General features: G+C 68.6%; 15 protein-coding genes. 7 read left to right on the top strand and 8 right to left on the bottom strand.

Going from position 1 to position 16,234, the window contains the following annotated elements:
* Positions 1–60: 60 nt before the first annotated feature.
* Positions 61–1,017: a D-alanine--D-alanine ligase gene (locus AB0J71_RS06630; RefSeq protein ID WP_352322963.1), complete on the top strand. Its 957-nt coding sequence runs from the start codon at positions 61–63 to the stop codon at positions 1,015–1,017.
* Between the two features lie 774 nt (positions 1,018–1,791).
* Positions 1,792–2,838, top strand: a complete 1,047-nt coding sequence (locus AB0J71_RS06635) for an aminotransferase class V-fold PLP-dependent enzyme (RefSeq protein ID WP_364413112.1) — start codon at positions 1,792–1,794, stop codon at positions 2,836–2,838.
* Between the two features lie 983 nt (positions 2,839–3,821).
* On the opposite strand, the gene AB0J71_RS06640 is transcribed toward AB0J71_RS06635, so the two are convergent.
* The 8 genes from AB0J71_RS06640 to rpmH form a co-directional block, all read right to left on the bottom strand.
* Positions 3,822–4,784 carry a ParB/RepB/Spo0J family partition protein gene (locus tag AB0J71_RS06640; RefSeq protein WP_364413114.1) on the bottom strand — a complete coding sequence of 321 codons (963 nt, stop codon included), beginning with the start codon at positions 4,782–4,784 and terminating at the stop codon, positions 3,822–3,824.
* Positions 4,785–5,049: 265 nt separating this feature from the next.
* The gene (locus AB0J71_RS06645) at positions 5,050–5,814 is read right to left on the bottom strand and encodes a ParA family protein (RefSeq protein WP_364413116.1); all 765 of its coding nucleotides are present in this window, start codon (positions 5,812–5,814) and stop codon (positions 5,050–5,052) included.
* 326 nt (positions 5,815–6,140) lie between these two features.
* Positions 6,141–6,812: a 16S rRNA (guanine(527)-N(7))-methyltransferase RsmG gene (rsmG, locus tag AB0J71_RS06650; protein WP_352322967.1), complete on the bottom strand. Its 672-nt coding sequence runs from the start codon at positions 6,810–6,812 to the stop codon at positions 6,141–6,143.
* 544 nt (positions 6,813–7,356) lie between these two features.
* Entirely contained in the window at positions 7,357–7,845 is a 489-nt protein-coding gene (locus AB0J71_RS06655; RefSeq protein WP_352322968.1) for a R3H domain-containing nucleic acid-binding protein, read from the bottom strand.
* A 20-nt stretch (positions 7,846–7,865) separates the two neighbouring features.
* Positions 7,866–8,789 carry a membrane protein insertase YidC gene (gene yidC / locus AB0J71_RS06660; protein ID WP_352322969.1) on the bottom strand — a complete coding sequence of 308 codons (924 nt, stop codon included), beginning with the start codon at positions 8,787–8,789 and terminating at the stop codon, positions 7,866–7,868.
* A gap of 4 nt (positions 8,790–8,793) precedes the next feature.
* The gene (gene yidD / locus AB0J71_RS06665; RefSeq protein ID WP_352322972.1) at positions 8,794–9,051 is read right to left on the bottom strand and encodes a membrane protein insertion efficiency factor YidD; all 258 of its coding nucleotides are present in this window, start codon (positions 9,049–9,051) and stop codon (positions 8,794–8,796) included.
* 17 nt (positions 9,052–9,068) lie between these two features.
* Positions 9,069–9,431 carry a ribonuclease P protein component gene (rnpA, locus tag AB0J71_RS06670; RefSeq protein ID WP_364388738.1) on the bottom strand — a complete coding sequence of 121 codons (363 nt, stop codon included), beginning with the start codon at positions 9,429–9,431 and terminating at the stop codon, positions 9,069–9,071.
* Positions 9,432–9,493: 62 nt separating this feature from the next.
* A complete protein-coding gene (gene rpmH / locus AB0J71_RS06675; RefSeq protein WP_043614899.1) occupies positions 9,494–9,631 on the bottom strand; it encodes a 50S ribosomal protein L34 in 138 nt (45 codons plus the stop codon).
* A 448-nt stretch (positions 9,632–10,079) separates the two neighbouring features.
* Between rpmH and dnaA the strand changes: the two genes are divergently transcribed.
* The 5 genes from dnaA to AB0J71_RS06700 all read left to right on the top strand — a co-directional run bounded on the left by dnaA (position 10,080) and on the right by AB0J71_RS06700 (position 16,178).
* Positions 10,080–11,660 carry a chromosomal replication initiator protein DnaA gene (dnaA, locus tag AB0J71_RS06680; protein WP_352324553.1) on the top strand — a complete coding sequence of 527 codons (1,581 nt, stop codon included), beginning with the start codon at positions 10,080–10,082 and terminating at the stop codon, positions 11,658–11,660.
* A 525-nt stretch (positions 11,661–12,185) separates the two neighbouring features.
* Positions 12,186–13,325, top strand: a complete 1,140-nt coding sequence (gene dnaN, locus AB0J71_RS06685; protein ID WP_352324554.1) for a DNA polymerase III subunit beta — start codon at positions 12,186–12,188, stop codon at positions 13,323–13,325.
* Positions 13,326–13,374: 49 nt separating this feature from the next.
* Entirely contained in the window at positions 13,375–14,316 is a 942-nt protein-coding gene (gene gnd / locus AB0J71_RS06690; RefSeq protein ID WP_352324555.1) for a phosphogluconate dehydrogenase (NAD(+)-dependent, decarboxylating), read from the top strand.
* 139 nt (positions 14,317–14,455) lie between these two features.
* Complete coding sequence (gene recF, locus AB0J71_RS06695; RefSeq protein ID WP_352324556.1) at positions 14,456–15,688, top strand: DNA replication/repair protein RecF; 1,233 nt, start codon at positions 14,456–14,458, stop codon at positions 15,686–15,688.
* On the top strand, positions 15,678–16,178 hold the full coding sequence (locus AB0J71_RS06700) for a DciA family protein (protein ID WP_352324557.1): 501 nt from the start codon (positions 15,678–15,680) through the stop codon (positions 16,176–16,178). Before recF ends, AB0J71_RS06700 begins: the two co-directional genes overlap by 11 nt.
* Positions 16,179–16,234 lie beyond the last annotated feature (56 nt).

Here is a 16,234-nt window from a genome sequence, read left to right on the forward strand (position 1 = left end):
ACACCATTCGCCGCCAGCCGCCGGTACGGTTGGACGCGTACGATCAGCGGAGGAGATGTGATGAGCGATCTGGGCCACGTGCTCGTGCTGGCCGGGGGCCTCTCCTATGAGCGGGAGGTGTCCCTGCGCTCCGGCCGCCGGGTGAGCGAGGTGCTGCGCGCCACGGGCATCGACGTGGAGGCCCGCGACACCGACGCCTCCCTCGTGCCCGCCATCCTGGCCGACCCGCCCGAGGCGGTGTTCGTCACCCTCCACGGCGGCGCGGGCGAGGACGGCGCGATCCGATCCGTGCTCGAACTCCTCGACGTGCCCTACGTCGGCGCCGGTCCCGACGCCTGCCGCGTGGCCTTCGACAAGCCCACCGCCAAGGCCGTCGTACGCTCGGTCGGCCTGCGCACCCCCGAGTCCGTCACCCTCCCCAGGGAGACCTTCCACGACCTCGGCGCCACCGTCGTGCTCGGCCGCATCATCGACCGGCTCGGCCTCCCCCTGTTCGTCAAGCCCGCCCGCGGCGGCTCGGCGCTCGGCGCGTCCATCGTCCGTACGGCCGACGAGCTGCCCGCCGCCATGGTCGGCTGCTTCGCCTACGGCGACACCGCCCTCATCGAGCGGTACGTCGAGGGCGTCGAGGTGTCGGTCTCGGTCGTCGACCTCGGTGAGGGGCCCGTGGCGCTGCCCGCTGTGGAGATCGTCCCCGACGCCGGCGTCTACGACTACGCCGCCCGTTACACCGCCGGGCACACCGAGTTCTTCGCCCCCGCCCGCCTCTCCGCGGCCGCCGCCGAAGCCTGCGCCCGGATGGCCGTGACGGCGCACACGGCGTTGGGGCTGCGGGACATCTCCCGTACCGACCTGATCGTGGACGCGTCCGACGACCCGCACTTCCTTGAGGTGAACGTGGCGCCGGGGATGACGGAGACGTCGCTGCTGCCGATGGCGGCGGAGGCAGCGGGGCGCGACCTCGGCGACCTCTGCCGCACCCTCCTCCAAAACGCCGCCCACCGCCCCCGCCTCTAACCCCTCTCCTCGCCCACTTCTCCCCCTGCGCGTCCGCTCCACCACGCGGAGGCCGTTCTTCGCTACCGCGGTGCTGTTCTTCGCCGCCGCGCGGTGATTGTTCTCCGCCATCGCGCGGCTGCTGTTCTTCGCCGCCGCGCGGCTGCTGCCCTCTTGTCGTGCCGCGGGCGCGGCCCGTCGTCCGCGGCACGACAGCCGCCTTATCCGTCAGAAGCCGACCGCTCTCGCCTCCGCCCTGCGGCAGCTACTACTCTCTCGTCCCTGGTGCTGCGCCTCCCGTTATCCCCCACGACAGCTCTCGTCGTCCGCCAGGCAACGAGCGCTCTCCTGCTCCGCGTGGTGCTGTTCCATCCCCCCGAGTGCCGGAACCGCATGCCTCCGACGTCACCGCACTTCCTCTCCCCCACCGGCCGCCTTCCTCTCCGACGCGGCGTCCCTGCCTTTTCTCGATATCGCGACTGACTGCGACCGCTACCCCATGAAGAGCAGCCATGGATTCGCCCACCGGCCCCCCCCTTGCCCCCGCGCACCATCCGCTGCCGTACCGCACAGGCGACCGGTCCCAGCCGCACCGCCCCAGAGCTCCCGACGACGGCCAGCGTTTGAAGCATCGGCGCATGCCGCCGGGAGGCACCACCACCACCAACGACAGCAGGAGCACGGCGCCCGCTACGACCGCCTGGTCGCGCCCGGCCACGAGGCAACGGCGAGAACCATCCCCAGCACCCCCGCCCCTCCCGGCCTCAGCATCAGCGCCTTGCATAGCCTTACGGTGTGCCGATCAATCCCGCCCACCCGAAGAGCTTCGCCAGCGACAACCACGCAGGCGTGCACCCCGACATCCTCAACGCCATGACCGCCGCCAACCAGGGAGACGCCCCCGCCTACGGCGACGACACCTGGACCTCAACCTTCGAGCACAAAATCAAGGAAACGTTCGGCCCCGCGGCGGAAGGCTTCGCCGTACTCAACGGAGCCGGCGCCAACATGGTCGGCCTGGCCCTCATGCTCGGACGCTACGACGCCATCCTCTGCGCCGACACCGCCCACATCGCCACCCACGAAACGGGCGCCACGGAACGCCTCCTGGGCGTGAAGCTGCGAACGATCCCCACCCCCCAGGGCAAGCTCCACCCGGACGACATCAAGGCCCACCTCCACCTCATCGGCCAGCACCACGAGCCCCAACCGACGGTCGTCTCCATCTCCCAGGTGACCGAGCTGGGCACCTGCTACTCCCCCACCGAGATCGCCGCCCTGGCCGAAACGGCTCACGCCTCCGGCCTACGCCTCCACGTGGACGGTGCCCGCCTCGCCAACGCCGCCGCCCACCTGAACTGCTCCCTGAAGGCCATCACCACGGACGTCGGCGTGGACGTCTTCAGCTTCGGCGGCACCAAGAACGGCGCCATGGCCGCCGAAGCGGTGGTCGTCCTGGACCCGTCCCTGACGGACGCAGTCCCCTACCTCCGTCGCCAGTCACTGCAGTTGGCCTCCAAGATGCGCTTCGTCTCAGCCCAGCTCTCCGCTCTCCTGACCGACGATCTGTGGCGCCGCAATGCCTCCCACGCCAACCAGATGGCCCTCCGCCTGGCGAACGGCCTCGCGGACATCCCCGGCGTCACCCTCACCCACCCCGTGGAATCCAACGCCGTCTTCGCCACCCTCCCGCACGCCACCTCTCAGGCCCTCCTGCAGAACTACCTCTTCCATTACTGGGACGAGACCGCAGGCACAGTCCGCTGGATGACCGCCTTCGACACCACCGAAGAACACGTGGACGGCTTCCTAGCCGCCCTCCACAAGGCAGCCGCCCTCTAACCGCCGACGCCGTTTCACGTGAAACACGCCCACTCACCCATCCACGAGCGGATGCGCGGGACGTGGGGCGCGGGCCGGGGGCGCGGGGCGCGGGCCGTGGGGCGCGGGCGTGGAGGGCCCAACCGCCCACGCCCCGGCCCGCGAAGCGACCGAGGCTCAACAGCGGCCCCTAGCGTCCAAGACCAAACAACACCTCCAGGGCGACCACAGCCACGCCGCTCCGAGGTAACCGGAGCCACCGGGCGGCTGGGTGGCTGGGTGGCCGGCGAAGGCGATCTCGGCTCACGCTCCAGTCACGGAGGTTCCGGGGCCCGCGCCCGTCCAGGCGAAGGACTCTCAGTACGCCGCCTCCCGCGTGGTAGGACTCGGCCTTCGCGCAGACGGCGACGCTGGCACTGTTCCTGGCCGGGTTCGCCCGCTATCCGACGGTCGCCGCGATCCGGCGCCATCACATGACACTGACCGAGCTAGACACAATCCGGGGAGCCGGCCAGCCCGGAGAGCCGACCGAACCGAGGGGCCGAAAGGCCAGGGCGGGCAAGCCGGGGAACTCGGTGGGCCGGGAGGCCGGAGAACCGGGGAGCCCAAGAGCCGGGAGGCCGAGGAGCCCGGAGGGCCGGAGGCCCGAAGAACCGGGCAGCCCAGAGAGCCGGGAGGCCAGGGAGCCCGGAGGGCCGGAAAGCCCGGAAGCCGCAAGGCCCGGAAGCCGGAAGGCGGAGAGTCCGGAGAGCCGCGGAGCTAGAGGCAGAGAGTCCGGCGAGCTGGAGCGAGTTGGCGAGACCTCAAGGCGGCAGCCTGACCGGCTATCACGCTTGCCCCGCCCACAGCACCCACGGCGCAACCCTGCGGACACACCTGCAAGACGAAGCAAGACGGGACACCGGCGCACAGAGAAGAGGAGAGAGCCGAAGAGAAGAGAAGGCCGGAGGAAGCGAAGTGGTTTCACGTGAAACGGGGAGTGGTTTCACGTGAAACAGGCAAGGTCAGTCCTCGCGCTCCCGCATCGCCCGTGCCGCCTCAGGCGCCATCGTCCCGATGATGCGCTCAAGGTCGTCGATCGTCGCGAACTCCACCACGATCCGCCCCTTACGCCGCCCCAGGTCGACCTTGACCTTCGTCTCGAAGTGATCGGAGAGTCGGTCCGCCAGATGGGTCAGGCCAGGAGCCGTAGGCTTGGGCGCCGGCCGCTCCCGCGGCGCCTTCTGAGCGGCCTTCGCACTGCCCATGGCGACGATCTCCTCCACCGCCCTCACGGACAGCAGCTCCGCCACGATGCGCTTGGCCAGCTCAACCTGCTCCTCCGCATTGCTCAGGCCGAGCAGAGCGCGAGCGTGCCCGGCGCTGATGGTGCCGGCGGCCACGCGGAGCTGAACCTCGGGCGGGAGGTTGAGCAACCGCAGCGTGTTGGTGATGTGCGATCGAGAGCGCCCCACCTTGCTGGCCAGCTGCTCGTGGGTCGCCTGGAAGTCGTCCAGCAACTGCTGATAGGCGGCCGCCTCTTCCAGAGCGTTCAGCTGCTCGCGCTGGAGGTTCTCGATGAGCGCGTCCCGGAGGAGGTCGGTGTCCTGGGTGTTCCGGACGATCGCCGGGACCGGGTCAAGACCGACCTGCTGGCACGCCCGCCAACGCCGCTCCCCCATGATCAGCTCGTACTGGCCGCCACCCACGGAGCGCACCACGATCGGCTGCAGAAGGCCGACCTCGCGGATGGAGTCGGCGAGCTCCTGGAGGCGCTCGTCGTCGAACACCTCACGCGGCTGACGAGGGTTGGGCACGATCGCGGTCAGCGCGACCTCTTTGAAATACGCTCCAGCGATCGGCTTCGGGCCTGCCTCGACCGTGGAACCGTTCGAGGGAGCGGGCGCCGCACCCGGGCCGTCAACGATGGGTCCGGTCGGGATGAGCGCCCCGAGTCCCTTGCCCAATCCCCGCCGCTGCTGACTCACTGCGTCTCCTCATCCAGCCGGTCGATTCCGGTCACTCCAGGAGAGGTTACCGTTGCGGGCCCAGCGGGGTGCCGCCACGCCACACACAGTCCTGTGGGATTTACGCCGACACGGCTACAAATCTGCCCAACTCACGACTCGCGCCGAACGAGACCACCCACCACCGGAGTCCACCGCACCAACCTGGCGGAGGAACACCGGAGCACGGGCATGGGAATCCACGCCCTCAAGCCGTACCCAAAAAAGACCCGCAAGCGGCCAGAGGTCAGGCCACGGTGGCGCGGTGGGCGATCTCCCGGGCCGCGTCCATGTACGCCATCGCCCCGCTCGACCCCGGATCGTACGTCATGACCGACTGCCCATAGCTGGGCGCCTCCGACAGCCGGACGCTACGCGGGATGACCGTCTTCAGCACCGTCTCCCCGAAGTGCGACCGCACCTCGTCGGCGACCTGCGAGGCCAGCCTGGTACGTCCGTCGTACATCGTCAGGACGATCGTGGAGAGCCGCAGAGCCGGGTTCAGGTGCGCCTTGATGAGGTCGACGTTCCTGAGGAGCTGCCCGAGGCCCTCCAACGCGTAGTACTCGCATTGGATGGGGATCATGACCTCCTCCGCCGCGACCAGGGCGTTGACCGTCAGCAGGCCGAGGGACGGCGGGCAGTCGATGACGATGTAGTCGAACTCCGCCTCGTACGCCGCCAGCGCCCGCCGGAGCCGGGCCTCCCGCGCCACCAGCGAGACGAGCTCGATCTCCGCACCGGCCAGGTCGATCGTGGCGGGCGCGCAGTAGAGGTTCGGCATCTCGGGGACCTGCTTGACGATCTCCACCATGGGCAGATCGTCGACGAGCACCTGGTAGACATCCGGTACGTCACCGCGATGCTCGGTGGCCAGGGCCGTCGAGGCGTTGCCCTGCGGGTCGAGGTCCACCACGAGGACGCGCTGGCCGTGCATCGACAGGGCCGCGGCAATGTTCACCGAGGTGGTGGTCTTGCCGACGCCGCCCTTCTGGTTGGCCACCGCGATCATTCTGCATTTCGCCGGCCGAGGCCAGGCGTTGTCGCCGTCGCCGCTGGTGCCGCCCCTCTGGGTGGCGGCCGGCTGGGTGACGGCCGGTTGGGTGGTGGCAGGTGTTTCACGTGAAACCACTGAACTGAGCGCCTCTCGTACCAACGGCGAATCACCGGGGTTCAGGGGGGTCTGGGTCACGTTGGCCATCCTTTCAACCAGTGGTGTGCCGGTGCCGGGAATTTGCTGTTGCGACACGCCCATTTCGGGCCATCCAACCCCGGTTGGGCTCTCGGACAGACGGCTGTCCGGCCAGCCAAGACCGCAAGACGCGACTGGCACAACCGTCACCTCCTTCGTCGCCGCCTGGCTCGCTCCGGCGCGCGACCCGCTACCACCCGAACCAATGTTGCAGGCGGCTCGACCTTACCGTGCCCGACGGTCACAAGCTCGGCCGTTCGGGCCCCGCAGGCCCGCAATTGGGACTCCGCCTCGGCGAGCTCGCCGGCGGCTCGCTCCCCCTTCATGGCTATCAGCTCGCCGCCCTCACGCAGAAGAGGCATGGCCCATTTCAGCAGCCGGTCGAGCGGCGCGACCGCCCGAGCACTGGCGACGTCGAACTCCCGCTCCCCCGCCAGATCCTCGGCCCGCCCGCGCAACACCTCGACGTTGTCCAGCTTGAGCGCCTCGACGCACTCCTCCAGGAACACCGTACGGCGAAGCAACGGCTCCAGCAGCGTGACCTCGATGTCCTGGCGGACGATGGCGAGCACCAGTCCCGGCAGTCCCGCCCCCGAGCCGATGTCCACCAGCCGCACCTCCGGCGGCACGGCCTCGGCGACCACCGCGCAGTTGAGCAGGTGGCGATCCCAGATACGCGGCACCTCACGCGGCCCCAGCAGTCCCCGGACGACGCCCGGGCCCGCCAGCAGCGCGGCGAACGCGTTCGCGCGATCCCATGCCTCCCCGGCGAAGACGTCCCGCGCTATGTCCGGCGGCGCCGGAAGCTCTTCGCTCACTGGATGCTGGCCCTTTCTCAGTTTCAGGTGGTGTTCGTACTCAGGTTGCCTGCTCGGCGGTGATGCCGGTGGGCGTTCGACGGTGGAGGTCTCGACGTTCTAGGGGCGGTGTCCACCCAAGGCTAGATGTGAGATCACACTGGAAGACTAGCGGGCTGGCATGTGAGGGACGGTCGAGCGCGCCGCCACGCACCCTCCTGATCCACCCTCGACACCAAATCCCCTACAAACGATATAAAGCACATATCGCCCGAAAGAAACACTCAGAGGCATCTTCCGGGACGAACACCAAGGCCAACGCACAAAACCCCGCGCTTCCCCGCTAACAGCAACGAACCCAAACGCCAGCGCACAAACGCGCCGAACACCGCTCCACATACAAGGAACAGGGGTCGATCCGCACAAGCACGGAGGCAAGCCCGCGAACCCGTCAGCGGCCCACACAACCCCCGCATCCCGTACGTACAGCTATAGATACGGAAACGGCCGCCCATCAGCGCAACCAAGCGCCGACAGACGGCCGAACCGGCTCACCATGCACGTTTCAGGCGGGAAGGACCACCACGTACCGCTGCGGCTCCTCACCCTCGGACTCGCTGCGCAGCCCGGCGGCCGCCACCGCGTCGTGGACGATCTTCCGCTCGAACGGCGTCATCGGGTGCAGCGCCTTCGGCTCACCCTTCTCCTTGACCTGGTTGGCGACCTCGGTGCCGAGCTTGCTCAGCTCGGCCCGGCGCCGCTCGCGGTAGCCGGCGACGTCGAGCATGAGCCGCGACCGCTCCCCGGTCTGCCGGTGGACGGCCAGCCGGGTCAGCTCCTGCAGCGCCTCCAGGACCTCCCCCGCGGGCCCGACCAGCTCGTTGCCCTTGAGCCCCACGACGGAGACCATGGCGCGGTCGCCCTCGACGTCCATGTCGATGTCGCCGTCGATGTCGGCGATGTCGAGAAGGCCCTCGACGTAGTCGGCAGCGATCTCGCCTTCCTGCTCAAGCGCGTTGAGATCAGGAGCCTTCTCCTGCTCGGCCTCGGTCATCGCCGGCCTCTCCTTCGTGTTCAAGACTTCTTGCTGCCGGTGCGCTTGCTGCGGGACTGGCGGCTGGGCTGCTGCCTGATGATCTTAGGCTCCGGAGCGGCGGGAGGGGCCTCCTCTGCCGGAGTGGTCTTGCGCATCTTGGCCACGAGGCCGGGCTTGGGCGTCACGGGGATGGCGTTGCCCTTGGCGTCGAACTGCGGCATGGGGTGCCGGCTGTAGAACCAGTGCTGCTGGCCCAGCGTCCACAGGTTGGTGGTGACCCAGTAGAGGATCAGGCCCAGCGGGAAGTTGAGGCTGAAGAAGGCGAACAGCGGCGAGATGTACATCAGGATCTTCTGCTGCTGCGCCATGGGGTTGTCCGGCATCTGCGCCATCGAGCGGGTCACGCTCTGCCGGACGGTGAGGAATGTGGTCAGCGAGCTGATCGCCACGAAGCAGCCGATGACGACCTTCTGGGCGATGTCAGGGGCCTCGAAGAACGTGGCGGGCAGCGGAGCGTTGATGATCAGCGCGTGCTTGGCGCTGTCGACCAGCTCCTGCGACATGCCGAACTTGGCCTGGTCGGCGGCGATGGCCCGCAGCACGGTGAACATCGAGATGAAGATCGGGAACTGCGCCACGACGGGGAGGCAGCCACCGAGGGGGTTGGCGCCCGCGCCCTGGTACAGCGCCATGACCTCCTGGTTCATGCGCTGCTTGTCGTTCTTGTAGCGCTTGCGGAGCTCCTGGACCTTCGGTGCCAGCTCCTGCATCTTCCGCGACGACCGCATCTGCTTGAGGAACAGCGGGAAGATGAGGATCCGCATGCAGACGGTCAGCGTGACGATGGTCAGCGCCCAGGTCAACCCGCTGTTGGGGTCGAGGAAAGTGCTGTAGACCTGGTGGATCCAGGTGATGACTTGGGCGACGGCCGTGTACAGCCAATTGAGCCAGGACAGCTCCACCGAGCTAGCTCCCTTGCGTTTCGTGGGACCGGACCGGGCGTGGGGGCACCGGGTCTATACCTCCGGGATGGAATGGGTGGCACCGCCCGATGCGCCGGACAGTCAGCCATGTGCCGCGCAATGCCCCATGTACGGCAATCGCCTCGAGCCCATACGCGCTGCACGACGGGTAGAACCGGCAGCGTGGACCGAGCATCGGGCTGATGAAAGCCCGGTAGAACCGAATGGGGATGATCAGCGCCCGGGCGGCGAGGCCCGGCATCCCTTGCGGCTGCTCCGTCATCTGTGTCCACCCGTCGAGGACTCGCGCCGCCTGAGCAAACGATCCAGCGCGGCGTCGAGCTCGGCGGCCAGTTGCTCGACGCACGCAGACGCGGCCGGTGGATTGGCGCGTACCACCAGCAGGCTACCTCGCGGCAGCCGGTCGAGACGGTCGCGCATCAGGTGTCGGAGCCGTCGTTTGACCTTGTTCCGGGTCACCGCGCCACCAACGGCCTTGCTCACCACGAAACCAACCAGAGGTGTCTCTTCCCCAGAAAGGTTGAGATGCACCACCAAAGTGGGGCGTCCGGCGCGCTTTCCGCGCCGGACCGCCGCTTCGAACTCGTCCCCGCGCCGCATGCGGGATTGACGGGACAGCACCGTATACGCCTAACGCCCGTCGGCGAGGTACACCGACGGGCCGGACTTCGGGCGCGGGTCGATCAGGCCGACAGCTTCTCGCGGCCCTTGCGGCGACGGGCGGCGAGGATGGCGCGACCGGCCCGGGTGCGCATCCGCAGCCGGAAGCCGTGGGTCTTCGCGCGGCGACGGTTGTTCGGCTGGAAAGTACGCTTGCTCACGGGTGGGCTCCAGGCTTGAAGGTGCGCCCAGGGGCGCTTATACACACATGGCTGGCCTGCCGTGGGAGCGAGGGCACGCGAAATAGCCGTCGCGTGGCAAGCCGACCGTCGTACGTTACGGGCCAACGGCGTCCCAGGTCAAACTGAACGGGTTATCCACTGATCCACAGGCGACTTTTCCACCGCCGGGCCCGCGTCCACAGTTTGTGCATCCAGGTGCCACTACGCTGTGGACAACGTCTTGAACACAGCTGTGCACATGGATACTGTCGGCCCTTCTGGACCACCGGAAACACCGTGCACAGCCTGTGGATCTCCTGTGGAGGACCTGGGTACGAAGCCCTGCCGCCACGCTGTGGACGAAGGGGTCGCCGACCGCTCGGGGCGACCACAGTCATGTGGATAAACGATCGCGGGGGGCCGCGAGAGGAAGGAGGGGAGCCGCACCATGAGTGGTGTCGACCTCGGCACGGTATGGGCGAGGGCCCTGGGCAACTTCCTCAACGAGAACGTGCCCATCCAGCAGCGCACCTGGCTGTCGATGGTCCGTCCGATCGCTCTCGCGGACGACACGATCGTGCTCGGCGTCCCCAACGATTTCCTCAAGGACCTCATCGAGGGCAAGTTGCGCCCGCTGGTGGCCCACGCGCTGTCCCAGGAACTGGGGATGACGATGCGGCTGGCCGTGATGATCGACACCACGGCTCCCGAACAGCCTTTGCCGGACACCCATCAACAGCCTGTGAATGTGTCTTATCCCCAGAGTGTGGATAGCCAGCCGCGTTACACACAGCCGGTGCAACCCCAGCACTACCAGGCATCCGAGCCCCCGCAGTTCTATTCTCCACAGCCCGAGCAGCCTCCGGCGTCCACCGAATATCCACAGCCTTCGTTCTCTTTTGAACAGGTGCAGCCGTACACACCGCCTGTGGAGAAAGCGCCGGAGCCGGCGCCGAATCGCTGGGAAGCGAAGAGCAACAAGCCGAGCGAGCCGGCCCGGCTCAACCAGAAGTACACATTTGAGACATTCGTCATCGGTGCCAGCAACCGGTTCGCGCACGCCGCGGCCGTGGCGGTGGCCGAATCCCCCGCGAAGGCGTACAACCCGCTCTTCATTTACGGTGACTCCGGCCTGGGGAAGACCCACCTGCTGCACGCGATCGGGCATTACGCGCAGAGCCTGTACGACGGCGCCCGGGTGAGATACGTGAGCTCGGAGGAGTTCACCAACGACTTCATCAACAGCATCCGCGACCACAAGGCCGACGGCTTCCGCGGCCGCTACCGCGCGATCGACATCCTGCTGGTGGACGACATCCAGTTCCTGGAGGGCAAGGAGCAGACGCAGGAGGAGTTCTTCCACACCTTCAACACCCTGCACAACGCCAACAAGCAGATCGTCATCTCCAGCGACCGCGCGCCCAAGCAGCTCATCACGCTGGAGGACCGGCTGCGCAACCGGTTCGAGTGGGGCCTGATCACCGACGTCCAGCCGCCCGAGCTCGAGACCCGCATTGCGATCCTGCGGAAGAAGGCCATCCAGGAGGGCCTGGCCGCGCCGCCCGAGGTGCTGGAGTACATCGCGAGCCGGATCTCCACCAACATCCGCGAGCTGGAGGGTGCCCTGATCAGGGTGACCGCGTTCGCCAGCCTCAACAGGCAGGGTGTGGACCTGCAGCTCGCCGAGGTCGTGCTGAAGGACCTGATCACCTCGGAGTCCGACACCGAGATCACGATCGCGGCCATCATGACCGAGACCGCCAACTACTTCGGCATCAGCATCGAAGACCTGTGCGGCACCTCGCGCAGCCGCGCTCTCGTCAACGCCCGGCAGATCGCCATGTACCTGGCGCGCGAGCTGACCGAGCTGTCGCTGCCGAAGATCGGCCAGCAGTTCGGCGGCCGCGACCACACCACCGTGATGCACGCCGAGCGCAAGATCCGGTCGCTCATCGCCGAGCGCAGGTCGATGTACAACCAGGTCAACGAGCTGACAATGCGTATCAAACAGAGCAAGCGTGGATCTTGATGGTCGTACACAGCCTGTGGAAAACACTGTGGACCAGCGGAAACGCAAAATCGGCGCGTCGGTACGACCACCAATGCCGGGAAAAATCCACCCACAAGGGCTGGGGACGAATCTGGGGACATCCTGAGGAGAACCTGGGGATGACTCGTGGATAACGTGTGGACGGCCTGTGAACAGTCGATCTGGGACTCCAGAAGGCCCCCTCTTACCCCGTGGACAACCTGTGGAAACCTCGTGGATAACCGGTGGATGAACACCCCATGATCTGGGGACGGCCTGTGGGCGACGAAACTTCATCCCCAGGCGGCGAAGTTTCCCCCAGGCGTCACCCACACCCTCGGTGGATGAAAACAGGGGCACTGAGCTGCGAGGACATCAGTTGTCCACAGTTCCCACAGCCCCTAGTGTGATGACCTCTTATCTCTCTTACTAAGAAAATCAAAGACCCATAGAGGGGTTCTCCCCGAACCGCGGTGCGGGAGAGTGAACACTTGAATCAACGACGAACCCAGGAGGCTGATCACCGTGATGTTCCGAATCGAGCGAGACGTCCTCGCTGAGGCGGTGGCATGGACGGCACGCAGTCTCCCGGCGCGCCCGTCGGTGCCCGTGCTCGCCGGCATGCGCCTGGAGGTGACGGAGGGCCAGCAGCTCAAGCTGTCGGGGTTCGACTACGAGGTCTCCGCCGAGGTCACGCTCGAACTCCACACCGGTGAGGCGGGCGTCGTCCTGGTCTCGGGCAAGCTGCTCGCCGAGATCACCCGCGCGCTTCCCGCACAGCCTGTGGACTTCGTGGTGGAAGGCGCCAAGGCCGTCGTCACGTGCGGCAGCGCCCGGTTCACCCTGCTGACCATGCCTGTGGAGGACTACCCGTCGCTCCCGGCCATGCCGCCGGCCGCCGGGCGGGTGGGCAGCGATGTGTTCGCCTCCGCCGTCAGCCAGGTCGCCGTCGCGGCGGGCCGGGACGACACGCTGCCGATGCTCACGGGCGTGCGCATGGAGATCGAGGGCGACACCGTCACGCTCGCCGCCACCGACCGCTACCGGCTCGCCGTGCGCGAGCTCAAGTGGCAGCCGGGCCAGCCCGACTTCGCCGCGATCGCGATGATCCCCGGCAAGACGCTCGCCGACACCGCCAAGGCCCTCGGCACCACCGGCGCCGAGGTGGAGATCGCGCTCAGCTCGGCCGGCGGCACCGGCGAGGGCATGATCGGCTTCTCCAGCGCGGGCCGGCGCACCACGACGCGGCTGCTCGACCCCGAGTTCCCCAAGTACCGCTCGCTGCTGCCCACGGAGTTCTCCGCGCGCGCCGACCTGTCCACAGGCCCGTTCGTCGAGGCGGTCAAGCGCGTGGCCCTGGTCGCCGAGCGCAACACCCCCGTACGCCTGGCGTTCAGGAGCGGCGAGGTCGTGCTGGAGGCCGGCAGCGGCGACGAGGCGCAGGCCGTCGAGGCACTGCCTGTGGATTACGAGGGCGAGGAGATGAACATCGCCTTCAACCACCAGTTCCTGCTGGAGGGGCTCGGCGCGATCGACTCCGACGTGGCGCGCCTGCAGATGACGACCTCGACCAAACCCGCCATCCTCACCGGGGGCAAGCCTGTGGACGAAGGCGCAGGTACGGACTACCGTTACCTGATCATGCCCATCCGCCTGTCGGGCTGATCCCGTCATCGGGGATGATGGAAGCCTGACAAGGGGGTAGAGGAGCGTCATGCAGATCGGCATGGTGGGACTGGGCAAGATGGGCGGCAACATGGCCGAGCGGCTGCGCCGCGGCGGCCATGAGGTGGTCGGTTACGACCGCGACCCCGGCATCAGCGACGTGGCCAGCCTGAAGGAGCTGGTCGAACGGCTGTCCGCGCCGCGCGCGGTCTGGGTCATGGTTCCCGCGGGCAAGCCCACCCAGCAGACGGTCGACGAGCTCGGCGAGCTGCTCGACGAGGGCGACATCGTCGTCGACGGCGGTAATTCACACTATGTGGACGACCAGAAGCACGCCGCCGAGCTGCGCGAGAAGGGCATCGGCTTCGTCGACTGCGGCGTGAGCGGCGGCGTGTGGGGGCTCCAGAACGGCTACGCCCTCATGTGCGGCGGCGATCAGGCCGACGTCGACCGGCTCATGCCGATCTTCGAGACGCTCAAGCCCGAGGGCGAGGACGGCTTCGTCCACGCCGGTGACGTCGGCGCCGGCCACTTCGCGAAGATGGTCCACAACGGCATCGAGTACGGCATGATGCAGGCGTTCGCGGAGGGCTGGGAGCTTCTGGAGGCGTCCGACGTCGTCAAGGACGTCAGGGGCTCCTTCAGCAGCTGGCGCACCGGCACCGTCATCCGCTCCTGGCTGCTCGACCTGATGGTGCGGGCGCTCGACGACGACGAGCACCTCGACCAGCTCCGCGGCTACGCCCAGGACTCCGGCGAGGGCCGCTGGACGGTCCAGGCGGCCGTCGACCACGCCGTGCCGCTGCCGGTGATCACCGCGGCCCTCTACGCGCGGTTCGCCTCGCGCCAGGACGACTCCCCCGCGATGAAGGTCGTCGCCGCGCTGCGCAACCAGTTCGGCGGCCACGCGATCACCTCGACCGAGGGCAGCACCGGCAAGGGCGCCGACTCGCCCGGCGCCGACGTGGCCCCGCCGCGCGAAGCCGAGTAGCCCGGCCGACCAGCCCAGCCGGGGTCCGGCCGGTCGGTCCGGCCGGTGGTCCACAGGCCGTCCGGGGAAGCCCGAGGTTTTCCACAGGACGGCAAGCCGGTGACACGGGCGGCCCCCGCGGCGGACTAACCTTCGTGGGGTGCATGTCGCCCACCTCTCGCTGACCGACTTCAGGTCCTACGCGTCCGTGGAGCTCGGTCTGGAACCGGGCGTCACGGCTCTCGTCGGGCCCAACGGCCAGGGCAAGACCAACCTGGTCGAGGCCCTCGGCTATGTCGCGACGCACTCCAGCCACCGCGTGGCCAACGACGCGCCGCTGGTGCGGCGGGGTGCCGCGCGGGCGATCGTGCGCTGCGCCGTCCACAGGGACGACCGGCGGGCGCTGGTGGAGCTGGAGATCAACCCGGGCAAGGCCAACCGGGCGCGGCTCAACCGCTCCCCCGTGTCCAGGCCGCGCGACGTCATCGGGCTGCTGCGCACGGTGCTGTTCGCGCCGGAGGACCTGGCGTTGTCCAAGGGCGACCCGTCGGAGCGCCGCCGTTTCCTCGACGACCTGCTCGTGGCCAGGGCCCCGAGGTTCGCCGGGGTCCGGGCCGACTACGACCGGGTGCTGAAGCAGCGCGGCGCCCTGCTGCGCACGGCCGCGCAGGCCCGCAGGGGCAGCAGGAGCGCCCGGCGGGCGGAGAGCGACACCGCGTTCGCCGCGGCGGGCGCCGGCGACGTCCTGAGCACGCTGGAGGTGTGGGACGCCCACCTCGCCAGGCACGGTGCGGAGCTGTTGCGGGCGCGGTTGGAGCTCATCGAGGCGTTGCGCCCGCTGGTGGCCGGGGCCTACGCCGCGCTGGCCCCCACGAGCGCCCCCGCGACGCTGGCCTACCGCAGCACGTTGTCCACAGGTGGGGACGGCGCGGAGGACGAAGTCGCCGGTGAGCGGGGATCTCCCGAGGCGCAGACGTTATCCACAGACTTGGGGAAAACCCTTGAACAGCAGCTCCGCGACCGGCTGTCGGAGGTCCGCCAGGCCGAGTTGGAACGGGGCGTCACCCTCGTCGGTCCCCACCGCGACGACCTGATCCTGGGCCTCGGCGACCTGCCCGCCCGCGGCTACGCCAGCCACGGCGAGTCGTGGTCGTTCGCGCTGGCGCTGCGGCTGGCCGCCTACGACCTGCTGCGGGCCGACGGCGGCGACCCGGTGCTGATCCTCGACGACGTGTTCGCCGAGCTCGACAGCCAGCGCCGGCGCAGGCTGGCCGAGATCGTCGCGCCGGCCGAACAGGTGCTGATCACCGCCGCCGTGCCCGACGACGTGCCGAAGGAGCTGGCGGGGGCCCGTTTCGATGTCGCTGAGGGGAGCGTGACCCGTGTCCGATGAGCAGCACAACGCGGCGGCCAGGGGGGCCGCCATGGCGAGGGAGAAGCTCGCGCAGGCGAAGGCCGACGCGGCCAAGCGCGGCCAGCTCCCGCGCCGCGAGCCCAGGCGCAAGGCCGGCCCGCGCCGGGAGGCCGGCGATCCCCAGCTCTTCGGCCGGGCCATCGCCGACCTGCTGGCCGACCGCGGCTGGGAACGCTCGGCGGCCGTCGGCGCGGTGTTCGGCCGGTGGAAGGAGATCGTCGGCCCCGACCTGGCCGCCCACACCCGGCCGGAGTCCTTCGACGAGGGCGAGGTGCTCATCGCGGCCGATTCCACGGCCTGGGCGACGCAGGTCAGGCTGCTCGCGCGCACCCTCATCCGCAGGCTCAACGAGGAGCTGGGTGACGGTTCGGTGACAAAGGTCAAGGTCAGGGGGCCGCAGAACGCACCCCGGCCCACAGGGGGTTTGCGGGTGACCGGAAGCAGGGGCCCCGGCGACACCTATGGTTAGGCGCCGGGGGCGATCAGACAGCCGCAGACGCGATAAGCCCCCTTTCCGAAGGGGGG

The sequence above is a fragment of the Nonomuraea sp. NPDC049637 genome (assembly GCF_040675235.1).
Classification (GTDB): Bacteria; Actinomycetota; Actinomycetes; order Streptosporangiales; family Streptosporangiaceae; genus Nonomuraea.